The following is a 16,856-nucleotide window of genomic DNA, read 5'->3' on the forward strand; positions in this document are numbered from 1 at the left end:
TCAGGGCACCTTCTCTTTTACAAAGGGGCCGCAGCTCTCGCGATGGCCGGGGTAACACTTGTCGGATCCTGAAAATTCGTCGGCGATGACCTTATCCCACTTGCTCGGGTGGTCCCCGAACTTCAGGAGCTTGCCCTGGACCTTGTGGAGCAGGGTTTCCAGGATGATGCCGTTGTTGTTGGCGGTAAAGGTATTGATGAGGCCGCCGTTGACCTCGTAGCGTCCTTCGTAAAAGCCTTTTTCCGGGTCGTAGAGGCCGGAGACCGCGTCGTAGAGCAGGTCCGTGTACGGGGTCTCCCAGAGGGTCCAGAGGCCGAAGGCCCCTTTCAGGGCAATGGCCGAAAACTGGGGCACGTAGGTGCCGTCCTCGGTGATGGTGTTCCAGGTGTAGCCGTCGGTGTAGATGGTGTCGTAGACAAAGTACGGGGGGCCGTCGAGCTGGTGCTCGGTGCGGGCCGTGAGAATTCCTTTCATGCGGTACCTTGCCTCCTGCACCGCGTAGATCCGCTGGGCAAAATCCTCGGAGATCGTGTCGGAGTGGGAGCGGTCGTTGTCGTCCCTGTCCGTGGTGAGGTCCCAGTTGAGCTCGATGCCGTCCAGCACGTAGCTCTCGCACACCACGTAGTTGTGGGCCACCAGCTCCCGGGGGTCCCGGGTGTCGTAGGGGACGTCCACGTCAAACATGAGGATGTAGGCAAAGGGCTCGGCCTTGGAGGCCCGGGTGGTGTCAAAGCCCCAGAGCTGGAATCCTTTGGCCGCGTACTCTTCGTAGCCCAGGCGCCCCTCCTGGAGGTACTGGGGCTGGCCGTCCTTGAGGATGGCCCCGTACATGGTGCCGCATCGGTCCAGCACCTGGCAGAAGTCCCAGCGCAGGATAAAGCTGTCGATGGCGTTGCTGTGCTCTGGGTAGCGTTCCTTGATGATGCGCAGCCAGATGAGCAGGCGGCCCAGGTCCAGGGCCGAGTAGCCGATTTCCCCGGGCTGGTTGGCGTAGTTCACCTTCTGGGCGGTCTTGGTGTTGTACGCCTTGTTGGGCAGCTCCCCCCTGAAAAAGTCCAGCTCGTTGAAGGTCTTTAAGATGGCCGTGAGGCGCATGTTGAGTTCGTTCTTGTCGACGATGCCCAGCTCATAGGCGGACACGAGGCCCCCAAGGTAGGAGCCGGTGTCCCACATGGTGGTGGAGGGGTAGGCGTTGACCGCGTTCACCAGGCCGGTTTCCGGGTTGTAGTTGTTCTCGAAGTAAACCCAGGCCACCCTGGCCAGGGCCATCTCCTCTTCGGTGAGGGCGCCGTTGCGCCCCACATGGCGCGGACCGTCCCGGGGCGGCTCGGGCTTTTTGTCGATGGCAATGGCCTCGATGCGGTCCTCCTCGCCGTCGTCGTAGGAGGGGATGAACCGGTAGCCGTCCGGGGAGCAGGCGCCGAGGATGAGCAGGAGCATCCCGGCAGCGGCACCGAACAACACCGTGCGTCGGGCTGGGGTCGGAGTGGTCATGGGGTCTCTCCTTCGGGGTGGAGCCGCACTGCGGTCTGCGGCTCGGACTCTTTGGCGTCGCTGGTGCCGTGGATGGCGACGAGTTTTCCTGTCTGCTTCCTGCAGAGGCTCTCCAGGACAATGGCGTTGGTGTTGCAGGTGATGGCTTTGTTGGGAGCCCCGCTTTTTTCGTAGAGGCCGGAGTACCAGCCCTTGGCCGGGTCGTTGAGCCCGGCCACGGCGGTCATGAGGCGGCGGGTGTAGTCGGTGTCGAAGATGCAGTGCCAGCCGAAGGCCGCCTTGGTGCTGAGGCTCTTGAAGGCTGAGGCGTCCTCTCCGGCTTCGGTGATGCAGTTCCAGATCTTTCCGTCGGTGAAGACCGTGTTGTAGACGAACCAGGGGGCGGTGTCGATGTTGTCCTCACTCACCGCCGTCAAGATGCCTGTGGCCTCAAACCGTCGCTGCTGGGCCGTAAAGACCCGGTAGGCGAACTCCCGGGAGGTTTCGTCCCAGCCGTATTCCAGGGCATCCAGGATAAAGGGCTCGCTGACCACGTAGTTGTGGGCGTGGTAGATCTCCGGGTCCCGGCTGTCGTGGGGCACCATGACCCCGTAGACATCCACGAAATCGAGGAAGGCCGTGTAAGAGAGGGCCCGGGTCACGTCCAGGCCCATGAGGGCAAGGGACTTGGCCGCGTATTGCTCGTAGCCCACGCGTCCCTCCTGGAGCAGGAGGATCTCTTCGTCGTCGTCCAGGGCCGCCCCGTAGAGGCTTCCTTCCTGAATAAGGGCCTCAAAGTCCCAGGCCGAGAGGATGGCGGCCACGCGCTGGGTGTGGCGGGGGTGGTTCCAGACCAGGATGTTCATGGGGGTGAGGATCCGCCCGATGTCGATGGCCGACCATCCGATGCCACGTTCTGTTGGCCGGTTGTTGTAATCCACCATGGCGCCGGTGACGGTGTTGTAAGATTTGTTGGGGAGCTTGCCGTCAAACAGGGGCAGGGTTTCCAGGGTCTCAAGGAGCGTGCCCATGCGGCCGTGGAAGGTCCCGTCGTCGATGAGCCCCAGGCGCCGGGCCGAGATGAGGCCCATCATGTAGGAGGCGGTGTCCCAGAGGGTGGTGGCGGTGTAGCCGTCCACGGAGTTGACGAGGCCGTTTTCCTGGAGGTTGTTCTCAAAGTAGGTCCAGGCGATGCGGGCCCAGGCCATCTCTGTCTGGGACAGGGACGCCGGAGCCCCCATGGCAAGGTCGGCGGTCTCTTCGATGACAAGGGCCGGGGCCGCGGCCTGCTGGAACTCGGCCCGTTCCAGGGCGATGACCGTGCCGAAGGCGGCAACGAGTCCCAGGAGGAAGACGATGTGACTGCGTGCCCTGAGCAGGCCTTGGGTAAAGGTCATGGTGTCTCTCCTTCATCGTTCGGGTCGGGTTTCCAGAAGGCGGCGGCCACAATGCCCCACATGGCCAGGATGTTGTTTGCGCCCCAGAAGGCGTTGGTGAGCAGGCCGTTGACATTGTCGAACCGGCCTGCCCAGGCCATGAGGCCCGCATAGACAAGGCCTGCGGCGGTGAGGACCATCACCAGGATCTGGGGGACCACCAGGTGGGCGAAGTTTCCCTCCTGCCGGGTCTTGGGGGTCACGGGAAAGGAGATCTTTTTTCCCCTGAGCACGGTGGTCAGGGCCCGGAAGTTGATGGGGAAAAACGAGAGGTAAAAGGACTGGCCGGACCAGGCCGCCACCCCCCAGGTGCCCACCATGGTGGCCAGGGTGTTCAAAAAGAGGAAGGGGAGCACGTGCTTGTAAAAGTCCATGGAGTAGGCGGCCACCGGGGCGATGCCCGTGAAGAGGTAGATGATGGGGGCCGCAAGGAAGATGACGTTCCAGATGCACCCTAAATAGGACCAGAAGGTGGAGGCGTACATGAGCTTCTGGGGAATGGTCATGCCCCGCCTGAACAGGGGGTTGTCGTTCAAGGCCACGTCGATGGTGCCCCCGGCGTACTTGAACCGCTGGACCGCCCAGCTCACCAGGTCCTGGGTGGAGAGCATCTTGGACTCTATGGGGGGATGAAACACCGACTTCCACTGCCGGTCCGGGTCGGAGTGGAGGACGATGGAGGTGTACATGTCCTCGGAGACGTGGAACTTGTACGGCGTGAGCTCGGTCTCCAGGGCCAGCTCCCGCTGCATGGCTTCGGTGAGGTCGGACTTCAGGGAGAGGTCCTTGATGTCCCGGGTGATGTTTCCGATGAAGCGGTCCATGGCCGTGGAGTAGGACTTCAGGGCCGCCTCCATCACCGCCTCACGCCGGTGGATGGAGCCCGCCCCGCAGCAGAAGGAGGCGTTGGCCCAGTTCCTGCGCCGCTGGATCACGTCGTAGAACATCTGGGGGCTGTTGCAGAACGGATCTTCCCCCACCATGACCGGACCCACGATCTTTTCGATGCCCCGGCCGAGGAGGTGGCCCGGGGTGCCCAGCCGCTTTTTCATCACCTGGGCAAGGGGGGTGCCCGGGGGAAGCTCAAAGAACCATTGGGGGGTCTGGACCCAGGCCACGTCCGGGTCCCGGAAGTAGCCCAGGGTGCGCCGGAGCATGGTGGGAAAGGGCCGGGTGTCGGCATCGCAGATGACGATGAAGTCCCCGAAGGTCTGCTCCATGGCGTTTCGCAGGTTGCCCGCCTTGAACCCGATGTTGGAGTCCCGGGTGATGTAGTTGACCCCCTCCTGCCGGGCCACCTCTGCCATGGCCGGGCGCTTGCCGTCATCCAGCACATGGATGGTGAGATCCATGGGGTGGGGGTAGTCCATGGCCTTGGCGTCCAGGATGCTGAGCCTTACCAGCTCGGGATCTTCGTCGTAGGTGGGAAAGAAGATGTCCACCTGAAGGGGGCGGTCCTCAAAGGCGTCCGGTTCGGAGACGCACTGGCGAATGGAGGAGGGGGGCTCCTTCATGGGGATGTCCCGCACGGCCCAGAGGTTGATGACAAAGAGGATGAGCCCCACATAGGCAAAGGTCTCGGCCGTGGCCAGGGGCACGGCAAACCAGAGAGCCTCGGGGTTCAGGGAGTCGGTCCATCGCCAGGCAATGTACCAGAATCCCACCCCCAGGCTCATGGTGGCCAGGAACTGCCAGAGAAGCTCCCGGGGGATGGAGTGGGGGATGGGCTCCGGGGGCAGGACCGATTCGTATTTTTCGAAATAGGCGGTCATAAGGCGGTCTCCAGGGCCCTTAAACGGACCATCAGGCCGATGAGGGCTGCGTTGTAGTCGATGGCGTACTCGTTGGTGGCGTAGGAGGTCTCGTTGTCGATGTAGCTCCTGAGCCCCTTGTCCTTGGGGGCGACGCCGTCTTCGGCGTTGACGTTGGGCCCGCCCACCAGAAGTCCCGGGATGTTGATGCCCACGGCCCTGCCGTAGAGGTGGTTGACGTGGTTCACCGAGGTCTCCCCCAGGCCTGTGACGTAGCTTATGCCAAAGGGGTTGATCCCCAGAAGGTAGTTGAGCTGGCTGACTGCCGCCGACACATGGGCGGGGTTTTTGGTCTTCTCGGCAACCAGGGCCAGGGTGATGCCCTCTTCGGCGATCATTTTATTGGATCCCCAGATGATGCGGGGGTTGGCTGTCATCCAGGGGCTTTTGCGCACATTGGCAAGGAGGCTGTCCGCCCTGCGGAGGAGCTTGGCCTCAAGGGCTGCGGAGACCTTGCCCGGTGTGTTTTTGTGGCGCAGGAGGTTGGCCATGCCCAGGGCCGAGGGGTCTTTCCACTCAAAGAGTCCCCAGGGAAGCAGGGGCAGGATGCGCTGCACCTCTGCAAGGAAAGGGGCCTCTCCCGTGGTGATGTAGAGCTCCGCCGCAGCCCAGAACCGGTCGTCTATATCCGTGGTGAGGGTGGCCTCCCGGTCGATGGGACCGGCAAGGTAGGGGCCGGAGCCCGTGTCGTCTCCCTTATGGATATCCACCACCATCTCCGGGGTGGCTTCAAGAAAGTCCCAGCCGCGCCGGGCTGCCTTAAGGCAGGTCCCGGCAAAGGCGGGGTCTTTGGTTCTGTAAACCCGGGCCGCCATGGCAAGGGCCGCTGAAGCCTTGGCGGTTTCCGGGGAGGAGATGCCGTAAAGATACCGGATCTGCAAATCCGCGTCCGGCGGGATGGCCGCGGGCCAGGATGCCCCGGAGAGCTTTCGGTAAAAGGCGCCGTCGCTTCGCTGCATGCGCAGCATCCAGTCAAGGCCCACCCGGATCTCCGCAAGGGTGTCGCACAACGGGCTTTTCTCTTTGTGCGGCAGGGAGAGGTCGAGGCTTTCGAAGAATTCCGGTGCCTCTTCCCAGGCCGCGAGGAGCCTGCCCACCGTGACGGCGGTGGTGGCCACGTATTTTCCAAAGTCTCCGGCATCGTGCCATCCGCCCCGGGCGTCCACGGTAGAGCCTGTGGCGGCAAAGGCATCTTCATGGGCCACCACCCCGTCCCGGGTGTGGCAGGGCTCGTGGACCAGCCCGGTGACAGGGTCGTTCAGGGCCGTGCCGCACCGCTGCAGGGTGTAGGAACGCAGCAACAGAGTCAGGCCGTCATGGAAGGCCTTGGGGTTGACCTCAAAGGGGGCGGAGCGTACCCCCTGCCAGGTGATGCGGTAGCGGCCCGGCTGTGTGAGCCTTGAGAAGTCCAGAACCCTCAGGGCGGTGCCGTGGGGCTCTTCCCGGTACGGGGTCCCCGGGGCGATCTCAAGGATGGGGGAGCCGGTGTTCTCGTCCACCAGGGTGGCCCGGGCATCCCGCGCGCCCTTCGGCTCTCCGGTGAGCAGGGCCAGCTTGGGCAGGTGGGGGAGATACCCCACCTGATTGACCAGGATGCGCGTGGGCTCGGACCCCGGGTGCAATGCATTGCCGAGGCTTGCCACGGGCAGGGCGACAACCATGAGGGCAAGGGCCAGGAAACGGGTCACGGTTTGTCTCCTTTTTCCACCCTGAAATCCAGGGCGTTTGTGGCCAGGACCCCGCCGTCTGGCCCCTGGAGGGCCGCCTCCATGCGGTAGTCCCCTGGGATCAGCCCGGCCCGGGAGAGGTGGGTGATTTCTCGGGCGCTGTCTGCCTCAACGGTAACGGGCGTCCGTGTTTTGGTGAGGGTTTTGTCACCCTGCATGAGGGCCAGGGTCAAGGTGGCCTCGGGGATTCCCTCCGGCCGATCGTTGATGACCCAGAACCGGGCGGTGACGGTTTCATTTTCTGCCCAGGTCTCTTTTTTCATCTCGATGCTGGGCAGCAGGGGCTGATAGGCCCGTTTCAGGGCTTCGTAGCCCGGTTTCGGGTGCCTGAGGTAATCCACAATGGCCCAGTTCATGGAGGGCCAGCCCTCCACGAACATGAACTGGAAGACGCCCCCCACCGGGGCAAAACGCTGGCGCCTGTACGATTCCGCCGCAAGCTGGGTGAGTTTGGCCTGGTAGGACTGGGTGGCGTGGATCAGCTCGTCGACGGACTCTCCCCGGGGGATTTTTGCGATTTCAAAACTCTCCCTCTCCTGGAAGTTGTGGTAGGCCCAGAGGTCCCATGCCTCACGGGTCCGGGGCCAGAGGGCGTCCGGGGGCAGAAAGCTCTCCAGGGTCTTGCGTGCGGGCAGGGCCTGGGCCCCGTACTCCGAGATAAGGGCCCTGTCCGTGGGCCGGGCATAATCCCGCCAGTGTCCCGAGTACCACCCCAGCCAGGGGTGGTCGGCGGTGGGGGAGATATTCTGTACGGGCCGGGAGGCATCGGCTTTGGCCAGGGCCCGCCCCACCGTCTCGCCCAGCAGGCGGTTCTGGCCCGGGGTGTAATTGGGGTATTTCCACTTCATCCACGTGGCATCCCAGGGGGGTTCGTTGTGGCCGCACCAGGTGAAGATGCCGGGGTGGTTGTAGAGGGAGACCACCATCTCCCCTGCCTGCCGGGCGGCCTCGGCGGCAACCTCCCTGTCGTCTGAGTAGCCCCACTGCAGGGGCATATCCTGCCAGACCAGAAGGCCCATTTCGTCGCAGAGGCGGTAAAAAGCCTTGGGTTCCACGTGGGCATGGACGCGGATGGCATTGATGTGGGCCTCTTTCATCATCCGAAGGTCTGCTGCCAGGCGCTCTTCGGTCATCTCCGAGAGCCACTGGGAGGCGATGTAGTTGGTGCCCCTCAGGAAGATGCGTCTGCCGTTGATGAACCAGGTGCCGGAGTCGGGATCCCTTCGGACCTCTCGGAACCCCATGGTCTCCGAGCGTGTATCCAGGATTGTCTTGCCCTGGCGAACCGTGGCCGTGAGGCGATAGAGGGTGGCCTCTCCGTGGTCCCAGGGCCACCATAGCCTGGCCTCGGGCACGGAAAGGACCATGTGCCCCGTAAGGGCAGTGCCCGGGCAGGGGAACTCCGCCCGGGTGGTGACGGTTTGCGTTGGCTGGCCCTCTGCCGTGTGGGGCGTGATCCCGAGGAGGACCTCCACGGTCTCCCCTTCCATGTCCGGTGTGGCCAGGTCAATGGCAACCCGGGCCTCGGCGCCGGTGCCCGTAAGCTTCGGGGTGACGGCAAGGCGCGTGATGGAAGCCTTTCGGGTGATCCGAAGGGTTACCGGCGCCCAGATTCCGCCGCAGTTTTTCTCCTGCCCCCGGTGGGACCAGGCCCCGCCGGGGCGGGTGTCGTGGTGGTTCAGCACCCCTTTGATGAGGCGCTTGTTCAGGCTCCACTCTTTGCCGTACTCCTCATTGGGGCTGTTGACCCGCACGGCGATGAGGTTTTCTCCTTGCGTGAGCCGGTCCGTGACATCAAAGGCAAAAGGGGCGAAATAGCCCTGGTGGTGGCCCACCCAGTGGCCGTTGACCCAGACGTCGCAGGCATAGTCCACGCCCTCAAAGTGGAGTCGGGCCAGGGCGTCTTTCGGCAGGTCAAGGGTCACGGTTTTTCGAAACCAGACCACCCCGGCGTGGTCCAGGCCGCGGAGGTACCAGTTGGACGGGAGCTCCATGAGGGCCCAGTCGCCATGGGAGAGGGCCGGGTCAAAGAGGTTCTCAGGGCCCAGCCCCCCTGTTTTGTAGTGCCAGGGGCCGTCCAGGGAGAGCGCCTGTACGGCATGGTTTTCAGGCGATGCGTCGGGAGGCGCCTGGGGCGTCATGCAGGCGACACACCCCATCACCACCGCCAGGAAGACGGCGACCCAGGCTCCTGTGCGTACCGGGCCCATGGACGGTATGGGGCGCTCAGGTTTCATGGGGGGACCTCTCCGTCGGGGGGCGCTGTGCCCGAAGAAGGTTGCCCGAATGCGGCGCCCCTGCACAGGGCCCAGGGACGTGAGGGGTCCTGGTACGCGGGGGCGGACCGATGCTCGTCCCGCAGGAGGTCCAAAACGGTTTTAACCGGGGCGAAGGTCTCGGGGGGCACCTCCACGAACACGGTGTTCCATCGTGCCATGCCGCCGTTCCAGAGTCCGGGGTGCTCCAGGGCCTTGAGGTCTCGCCCGGCCTTGGTCTTTCTGGAGATAAAAACCGCCTCCGGGTCCGTGAATTGGGTAAGGTCAAAGGTCCGTCCCTGAAAGTCCCGGAGCCCCAGGACCAGGTCCACGGGGTTGAAGTGGGTGGCGGACTTCAGGTGCTCCTGCTGGCGGGGAGAGGACGGATCCACGGACGACGCCTCCACGATCTGCAGGGAAGGGCCATTGTCCTGGCCTACCCAGAAGGGGCCTCCCCCGGCCTCTCCGTGGTTTTCCACCACGCCGCAGACGCGCAAGGGGCGATGCAGCCTGTCGATGATCCAGGTGCGACGGTGGGGGGGCGAGGCCCGCCGGATGGACTCCGGAATGTTGATGTTGAGGCAGCTTTGGGCGAATTCCATGGCTTCGTCGGCCATGGTGGGCGGCCCGGGCACGCTTAAGAGCTTGAGCCACCTGAACGTGTCTGCCTGGAGGGTGAGCAGCAGCCCGGCCAGCGCCTTTTTGAACCGTGTGGTGGGGGGCTTTAAGGGGTCGGGGACCACGTTGTCGATGTTTTTGATAAAGACGATGTCCCCTTTCAGGCGGTTCAGGTTGTCCAGAAGGGCTCCGTGGCCGCCGGGTCGGAAGAGAAGGGAGCCGTCGTCCTGACGGAAGGGCTTTCCGGAGAGGTCCAGGGCCAGGGTGTCGGTGCTGCTCTTCTGGGTGGAGAAGTGCAGGTCGAAGCGGACACCTAAGCGGGACTCGTAACCCTGGCGAACATGGTTGAACAGGGCTTCGAACCGGGGCTGGTGATCCATGGAAACCGTGAAGTGGAGCCTGCAGATATCGCCTCTTCCCCTGGCGTAGTGGGCCGCCTCCACCAGGTGCTCTTCAAAGGCGGTGCGGGGACCTTCCGGGGCATGGTGAAAGAGGATGAGGCCCTTGGGGCGCCGGGAGTAATTCAGGCCCACGGGGTGAAGGAGGTAGCGCAGGATTCGGAGGTGGTGGCTGCGGTCCCGGAGTCGGGCCAGGGGGATCCCTTCGTGTGCGGACAGCACGGAAAGGGCCTCATAAAAGGCAAACTTGTCCAGGTTCGCCATGAAGGTGACCAGGGTCTTGCTGGCGACGTCTCCTTTGTCTGCTTTTTTCTGGACCCAGTCCGGCTCCACAAAGGCATCGTCTTTTTCCATGCGGATCAGGTCCTGAAACATGCGGGTGGCCGCCCCCGAGGCCGGGGTGAACTTGGTGATCTCCCGCCTCGGGGCTTCCCGCTCGTAACGGGCGATGCACTCCCGGATGGTGTCCGGGGAGAGCCGGATGATGCCGTCGTCTATGGTGCAGGGCCTGTCCAGGGGGAGGTAGGGGACTCCCTGCTCAAGGGTCCTGAGCTGCTCTGTCGCCTGCTCCTCGGAGATGCCCCGGGCGGCTAAGGCTTCATGGTCTGCCTGTGTAAAGGAAGGTGTCTTCATGAGTCTCCTTGTCCCTTACCCGGGGTGTGGGGAGGCAGAGGGCGCCTGGTGGGGATCCGTGTGACCGTCGAGGAGGGGGTGGGGCCCGAAGTTTTTGGTCATTTCAAGGGTGTTTTTGCCGTTGGCCGTGCAATAGGCCACCTGGTCCATGACCTGGTGGATGATGAACAGGCCCATGCCGCCTTCGGGCAGCTTGTCCAGATCCTCGGGGTCAAAGTCCAGGGAGGGGCTGACGGCCGGGTCCATGCTCAACCCGGTGTCGCTGACCTTGAAGGCGATGCGGTCGAGGTAGAGGTCCACGTCCACCTCCACGCGGTGGCCCGTGGTGTGCTGATACGCGTGTTCAATGGTGTTGTTGATGGCCTCCACCACGCAGGCCTCGATCTGGTAGACCTCCACGTCTGACAAAGGGATCTGGGAACAGATTTTGTTGATGGACAGGCCGATGAGGGAGACGTCCCTCAGGTTGCTGTCGATGGCAAAGGTGATCTTTTTTGAATCCATGATGGGCTCCTCCTGAAGGGTCAGCTGGAAAGGGCCTGGACCGCTTCGGTTTCCGTATCGAACATCCGGAAGACCCGGTCCATGCGCGTGAGCTTAAACATGCTCAGAACGGTTTCGTCGGCTTCGGCAATGACGAAGGCGCCGTCCCGGCCCACCTGCTTGAGGCAGGAGACGATGGCTCCCAATCCGCTGCTGTCGATGAAGTTGAGGCCTCCCACATTGAGGACGATGCGCGTGTTACCGTCGTCAATGTAGCGGGCCATGTCCGTGCGAAAGTCCACGGCCACCTTGGCGTCCATTCTGTTCTCAAGGGAACGGACGATGAAGACCTCTCCCTCTTTGCGTGTCTCTAAACGCATGTGCTGCCTCCTTAAGTATGGCGATTATGCCCACCGGGTCAGACCTGGGGCGTTGCGTTCCAAATGTCCTTTGCGTATTCCATGATGGTGCGATCGCTGGAAAACTTGCCCATGCGGGCCACGTTGAGGATCGCCTTTTCCATCCAGGTCCGGGGCGTGGCGTAACAGGCCTCCACCTGCTCCTGGGCCGTGATGTAGGTCGCCAGATCGGCCAGGTGCAGGTAGGGGTCGTATTTGCTGAGCAGGCTTTCGCAGACCGGGATGAACCGGCCCGGGGCGTCCGGGCTGAACCGGCCTGTGCCCAGGGCATCCAGGATCCGCTTGATGGCCGGGCTGGTCTCGGCGATCTCCCAGGGTCGGTAGTTGTGGGAGGCCCGGATGGCCTGTACCTCCCCGGCGGTGAGGCCGAAGATGAAGATGTTCTCCTCCCCCACCTCTTCCATGATCTCGATGTTGGCCCCGTCCAGGGTGCCGACGGTCAGGGCCCCGTTCATGGCAAACTTCATGTTGCCCGTACCCGAGGCCTCTTTGCCTGCCGTGGAGATCTGCACGCTCAGGTCGGCTGCCGGGATGATCTTTTCGGCCAGGGAGACCCGGTAGTCCGGGATAAAGGCCACCTTGAGGGCATCACCCACGCGGTCATCGTTGTTGACGGTGTCGGCCACGCTGTTGATGAGTTTGATGATGCGCTTGGCCGCCTCGTAACCCGGTGCGGCTTTGCCTGCGAAGATGTAGGTGCGCGGGATCTTAGGGGTCTTGCCGCCCTCGGCGATCTCCAGGTACTGGTGGATGATGTGGAGCAGGCAGAGGAGCTGCCGCTTGTACTCGTGGATGCGTTTGGCGTGGATGGTAAACAGGGAGTCCGGGGAGACGGTGAGGCGGCATGTGTCCCAGATGGTCTGGGCCAGGACCTCCTTGTTGGCCCGCTTCACCGCGGCAAATTCGTCCTGGAACGCCGCATCGCGGCTCAAGGGGGCCAGGTCTTCGATTCGCTCCATCTGGGTGACCCATGAATCACCGATGTGCCGGGTGATCAGGGAGGTCAGGCCCGGGTTGGCCTTGTAGAGCCAGCGCCGGGGTGTCACCCCGTTGGTTTTGTTGTTGAACCGTTTGGGGTAGAGGGCATAGAAGTCGGGCAGGAGCTCGGTCTTGACCAGCTCGGAGTGCAGGGCGGCCACCCCGTTGACCGAATGGCTTCCGATGATGGCCAGGTGGGCCATGCGTACCTGGCGGGGGTGGGACTCTTCGATGATGCTCATGGAGGCCAGTCGGCCCGTGTCTCCGGGCCACTTGGCTTTTACCTCGTCCAGGAACCGGTGGTTGATCTCAAAGATGATCTGCATGTGCCGGGGCAGCACGTGTTCCATGAGGCCCACGGGCCATTTTTCCAGGGCTTCAGGGAGCAGGGTGTGGTTGGTGTAGGCAAAGGTGGCGCGGGTGATGGTCCAGGCGCGTTCCCAGGAGAGGGCGTGTTCGTCCACCAGCAGGCGCATGAGTTCGGCAACGGCCAGGGCCGGGTGGGTGTCGTTGAGCTGGATGGCCACCCGGTCGGTAAAGGTGTTGAAGGTTTTGTAGGAGCTCAGGTGGCGGTTTACGATGTCCCGGATGGCGCAGGCCACGAAAAAGTACTCCTGAACCAGGCGCAGTTCCCTGCCGGACTCCATGGCGTCGGAGGGGTAGAGAACCTTGGAGACGGTCTCGGAGGTCATCTTCTGCTCCACGGCCCTTAAGTAGTCGCCGGTGTTGAAGATGTCCATGTCGAAATCGTCGGAGGATTTGGCCGCGTAGAGCCTGAGGGTGTTTACGGTCTTGCCCCCGTACCCGGCCACGGGCATGTCGTGGGGAACCCCGATGAGGGTCTTCCAGTCCATCCACATGGGGTTGTAGTTGCCGTCGCGGTCTTTGGCGTGGACGATGCGTCCGTACACCGGGATGATGCACTGCTCCTGGGGGCGCGTGATCTGCCAGGGGGTGCCGTCCCCCAGCCAATTGTCGGGCTTCTCTTTCTGGTAACCGTTGTCGATCTCCTGCTTGAACAGACCGAATTCATAATTGATGCCGTAGCCGTATCCGGCCAGGCCCAGGGTGGCCATGGAGTCCAGAAAGCAGGCGGCAAGTCGTCCCAGGCCGCCGTTGCCCAGGGCGGCATCGTGTTCCTGGGCGCGGATTTCGTCGATGTCGGCCCCCATGTCTGTCAGGCTTTGGGCAAAGTCTTTGAAGAGCCCCAGGTTGTACAGGTTGTTCCCAAGGGATCGCCCCATGAGGAATTCAAGGGAGAGGTAGTAAACACGCTTTGCCTTTTTTTTCTCATACCGGGCTTCGGTCTCCATCATCTTGTCGATGAGGTGGTCGCGCACGGCAAGGGCTGTGGCTTCGTAGAGGCTTGGGAGCGTTGCCTGTTTCTCCGGGGTTCCCAAAGAGTACCTCAGGTGTCGGGAGATGGACTGGCGATGGGGCGCTGACGGCTTGGCAGACTTGGCTTTGGCTTTCATTCAATCCTCCGGGATGGGGTGGGGCCTTCTGTGAGTCGCATCGTAGGGGGTGCGAGCAGGGCCGTGTTGACGTCGACACCTTTGATGACAAGGGTCGAGGGGCTTACGGATTGAGGCTGTGGCGTCTGCCGTGTTTCCCGGGGAGGTATCACGTGGTCCGGGAAGGGCATTGTCCTGCCGTGGCGGCAGATGCCATGGTCCGTGGGGCCTTATTCTGGTGCGTCGGGTTGGCGGCGATGGGGTGAGACTCCGGCGAAGGGGCCTTCGTGCGTGGAACCATGGGGTTTGGGTGCCATGGATATGATAAGGTGAGTATTGCTTATAATTGGCTATAATTACTAATTAATCGCATGGTTTGATCTTCCGTGTCAAGGGAGAAGTCTGCAGAGGTCAATCGTCGGTTGAGGACCCTTGTCTTCCCGGGGCGGCCACAGAAAGTGCTGAACGCCCGTAAAGATCTGTAGGGCCTGGGGTTTGAAAAAATAACCGCCGGTCACTATTCGTGTTGACAGCCTTGGTGTTGATCTGTAATCTTTTAGGTATTCCAATGACTAAGTGTACTGTATCGAAATGGCGCCGAACGTGGGGAGGCCGTGACACAGGATATCCAGGTCTGATGGTACCGGCAAAATGGAAAAAGCCCGGATGACGTATCCCGGGTATCGAAGTTTGTCTGCGTTCGCCATGGGGTAAATTTCGATGATGACATGGAACCAATGGCGATGAGGAAAAGCGCAGATGAACATATATGTCGGCAATATTGCCTACAGTATGTCCGATGATGAGCTCAGGACAGTCTTTGAAAATTTTGGTGAGGTGGACTCAGCACGCATCATCACCGATCGTGACACCGGCCGTTCCAAAGGGTTCGGGTTTGTGGAGATGCCTGATTCAGACCAGGCGGCCGCGGCCCTGGAAGCGCTCAACGGCTCAGAGATCATGGGCCGCACCCTGACCGTTAACGAAGCACGGCCGAGAAAACCCCGTTCGGATTACGGCGGTGGCCGTCGAGGCGGTTACAACAACGGCGGAGACGGCGGAGGGTACGACCGCTACTAAGCGGTGCCTGCCTCGTTTGACGTAAAAAGTAAGGAAAAGCCCCATGCAGCGACCGGCTGCATGGGGCTTTTTTTTATGGGGTAAACCAGTGGCGGGTCCCGGTGCAGATTTTTACCAGCATGAGCATCACCGGCACCTCGATGAGGACCCCCACCACCGTGGCCAGGGCAGCGCCTGACGAGAGCCCGAAGAGCATGGTGGCCGTGGCGATGGCCACCTCAAAGTGGTTGGAGGCCCCGATCATGGCCGCGGGCGCCGCGTCTTCGTAGGAGAGCCTCAGGACCCGGGCCGCACCGTAACCTAAGGTGAAGATGAGGATGGTCTGCAGAAACAAGGGAACGGCAATCCAGAGGATGGTCAGGGGGTTGGCAAGGATCACCTCGCCCTTGAAGCTGAAGAGAAGCACCAGGGTGGTGAGCAGGGCGGTGATGGTCACCGGGGTGAGCAGGTGGAGAAAGGTCTCCTCAAACCAGGCGCGCCCCCTGGCCTTGATCAGCCATCGCCGGGAGAGGTAGCCAGCCACCAGGGGCAGGGCCACGTAGACGGCAATGGAGAGAAACAGGGCCTCCCAGGGCACGGGGAGGCGGCCCACCCCCAGCAGGAATCCGCCCAGCACCCCGTAGAGAAGGAGCATGGTCAGGGAGTTGATGGCCACCATGACCAGGGTGAGGCCGTCGTTTCCCCGGGCCAAGTAGCCCCAGACCAGCACCATGGCCGTGCACGGGGCGATGCCCAGGAGGATGCAGCCAGCCAGGTAGCTCCGCCACAGGGGGACTTCGAGCATCCTGATGCCGCCGGAGACCACCACGGTGCCTGCCCCGTGGGCGGCCCCTTCGGGGAGGTCCAGACCAAAGGGCATCTTGACGAGGTCCGTGGCCTCGGGGCCGATGAAGCCCCGGAAGAGGACCCCCAGGAAGAGAATCCCGATGCCGTACATGGTAAAGGGCTTGATCATCCAGTTGAGCACCAGGGTCAAGGTCACCGGTTTTCCGCTTTTTCCCGCCTTGACCACCTCGGCAAAGTCGATCTTGACCATGATGGGGTACATCATGAAAAAGAGACAGACCGCGATGGGGATGGAGACCACCGGGGCACCGTTGACCCGGATGCTGATGCCGTCCAGGGTCCTGGCCAGCTCCGGGGCGATTCTGCCGAGGAGGATGCCCCCCGCAATGCAGAGGCCTACCCAGACCGTCAGGTATCGCTCAAAGGGGTTTTTCATTTCGCGATGGTCGCCGTCGGGGCGTGGGGTGGTCATGGCGTCTCCTTATGTTGCGATGGGGTTATCCGGTGATGGCGTCGGGCAGGGTCTCCACAAAGGCTTTGATCTCATCGCGCACTTTTCGGTAGCAGTCCAGCTCGCCTTCGCGGCTTGTTGCATCCCGGGCCAGGCGGGGGGGATCGTCAAATCCCACGTGCACCACCCTGGCGCCGCCCGGGAACAGGGGGCAGGTCTCGTGGGCATGATCGCAGACCGTGACCACCACATCGATTTTTGTCTCCATGAAGTCGGCAATGTTCTGGGACCTCTGGCCGGAAATGTCCACCCCGGCTTCGGCCATGACGGCAACGGCGTCGGGGTTCAAGCCGTGGGTCTCGATGCCCGCGGAGCAGGCGTCGATGACATCGCCCTTCAGGTGGCGGGTCCAGCCTTCGGCCATCTGGCTTCGGCAGGAGTTGCCTGTGCAGAGAAAGAGAAGGGTGAGCTTCTGGGGCATGGGTGTGTCTCCTTAATCGTGAAATGCGTGTTCTGTTTTTTTTGATTCGGTTGGGTGCGTGTTGAGGGAACTCGGGCTGTTCCCTTTAAATGGACCGTTCACCATACCGCTGTTTTGTAAGGATTGTGTGAGGGGCCTTGCCACATTGGCGTCCATTGTATCGTATGGCTGATTTTTACAGCAACTTATTTTTGCCTTGGGGGGCTGAAGGGTGTGTCGTCCGGGGGAACTTACGGAAATTTTCTATTCCGGGGAAAAAAGAAAGTAAAGAAAATGTCATTCTACGCGAAAACAAGGGATGTATACGAAAGGCTTCCTTCTCTGTTCTGGAGAGTGAGTCCGCTGCCATCCCCACACACAGGCAGGGCAACCC

Annotated in this window: 12 protein-coding genes; 1 reads left to right on the forward strand and 11 read right to left on the reverse strand. The window is 62.3% G+C overall.

Features of this window, described 5'->3' with window-relative positions; all coding sequences use genetic code 11:
* Genes ACOYW0_RS15485 through ACOYW0_RS15525 form a run of 9 tightly spaced genes read right to left on the reverse strand, consistent with a single transcriptional unit; the run spans nt 1 to nt 13,706 of the window.
* Entirely contained in the window at nt 1–1,494 is a 1,494-nt protein-coding gene (locus ACOYW0_RS15485; protein ID WP_482414740.1) for a DUF3131 domain-containing protein, read from the reverse strand.
* Nucleotides 1,491–2,870 carry a DUF3131 domain-containing protein gene (locus tag ACOYW0_RS15490; RefSeq protein ID WP_482414741.1) on the reverse strand — a complete coding sequence of 460 codons (1,380 nt, stop codon included), beginning with the start codon at nt 2,868–2,870 and terminating at the stop codon, nt 1,491–1,493. Before ACOYW0_RS15490 ends, ACOYW0_RS15485 begins: the two co-directional genes overlap by 4 nt.
* Nucleotides 2,867–4,681, reverse strand: a complete 1,815-nt coding sequence (locus tag ACOYW0_RS15495) for a glycosyltransferase family 2 protein (RefSeq protein ID WP_482414742.1) — start codon at nt 4,679–4,681, stop codon at nt 2,867–2,869. The genes ACOYW0_RS15490 and ACOYW0_RS15495 overlap by 4 nt, the downstream gene beginning before the upstream one ends.
* Complete coding sequence (locus tag ACOYW0_RS15500) at nt 4,678–6,408, reverse strand: glycoside hydrolase family 9 protein (protein WP_482414743.1); 1,731 nt, start codon at nt 6,406–6,408, stop codon at nt 4,678–4,680. The genes ACOYW0_RS15495 and ACOYW0_RS15500 overlap by 4 nt, the downstream gene beginning before the upstream one ends.
* Nucleotides 6,405–8,684, reverse strand: a complete 2,280-nt coding sequence (locus ACOYW0_RS15505; protein WP_482414744.1) for a glycoside hydrolase family 2 protein — start codon at nt 8,682–8,684, stop codon at nt 6,405–6,407. Before ACOYW0_RS15505 ends, ACOYW0_RS15500 begins: the two co-directional genes overlap by 4 nt.
* Nucleotides 8,681–10,351, reverse strand: a complete 1,671-nt coding sequence (locus ACOYW0_RS15510; RefSeq protein WP_482414745.1) for a DUF4301 family protein — start codon at nt 10,349–10,351, stop codon at nt 8,681–8,683. Before ACOYW0_RS15510 ends, ACOYW0_RS15505 begins: the two co-directional genes overlap by 4 nt.
* Before the next feature lie 15 nt (nt 10,352–10,366).
* The gene (locus ACOYW0_RS15515; RefSeq protein WP_482414746.1) at nt 10,367–10,855 is read right to left on the reverse strand and encodes an ATP-binding protein; all 489 of its coding nucleotides are present in this window, start codon (nt 10,853–10,855) and stop codon (nt 10,367–10,369) included.
* Nucleotides 10,856–10,875: 20 nt separating this feature from the next.
* Entirely contained in the window at nt 10,876–11,214 is a 339-nt protein-coding gene (locus tag ACOYW0_RS15520; protein ID WP_180137150.1) for an STAS domain-containing protein, read from the reverse strand.
* 38 nt (nt 11,215–11,252) lie between these two features.
* A complete protein-coding gene (locus ACOYW0_RS15525) occupies nt 11,253–13,706 on the reverse strand; it encodes a glycogen/starch/alpha-glucan phosphorylase (RefSeq protein ID WP_482414747.1) in 2,454 nt (817 codons plus the stop codon).
* A 738-nt stretch (nt 13,707–14,444) separates the two neighbouring features.
* On the opposite strand from ACOYW0_RS15525, the gene ACOYW0_RS15530 reads away from it, so the two are divergent.
* On the forward strand, nt 14,445–14,765 hold the full coding sequence (locus ACOYW0_RS15530) for an RNA recognition motif domain-containing protein (protein ID WP_180137148.1): 321 nt from the start codon (nt 14,445–14,447) through the stop codon (nt 14,763–14,765).
* Nucleotides 14,766–14,838: 73 nt separating this feature from the next.
* Here ACOYW0_RS15530 and arsB read toward each other — a convergent pair whose 3' ends face one another.
* Entirely contained in the window at nt 14,839–16,023 is a 1,185-nt protein-coding gene (arsB, locus tag ACOYW0_RS15535; RefSeq protein WP_482414748.1) for an ACR3 family arsenite efflux transporter, read from the reverse strand.
* 25 nt (nt 16,024–16,048) lie between these two features.
* Entirely contained in the window at nt 16,049–16,483 is a 435-nt protein-coding gene (locus ACOYW0_RS15540) for an arsenate reductase ArsC (protein ID WP_482414749.1), read from the reverse strand.
* Between the last annotated feature and the right edge of the window lie 373 nt (nt 16,484–16,856).

This window comes from Desulfoluna sp. HI9BLuna (assembly GCF_056829775.1).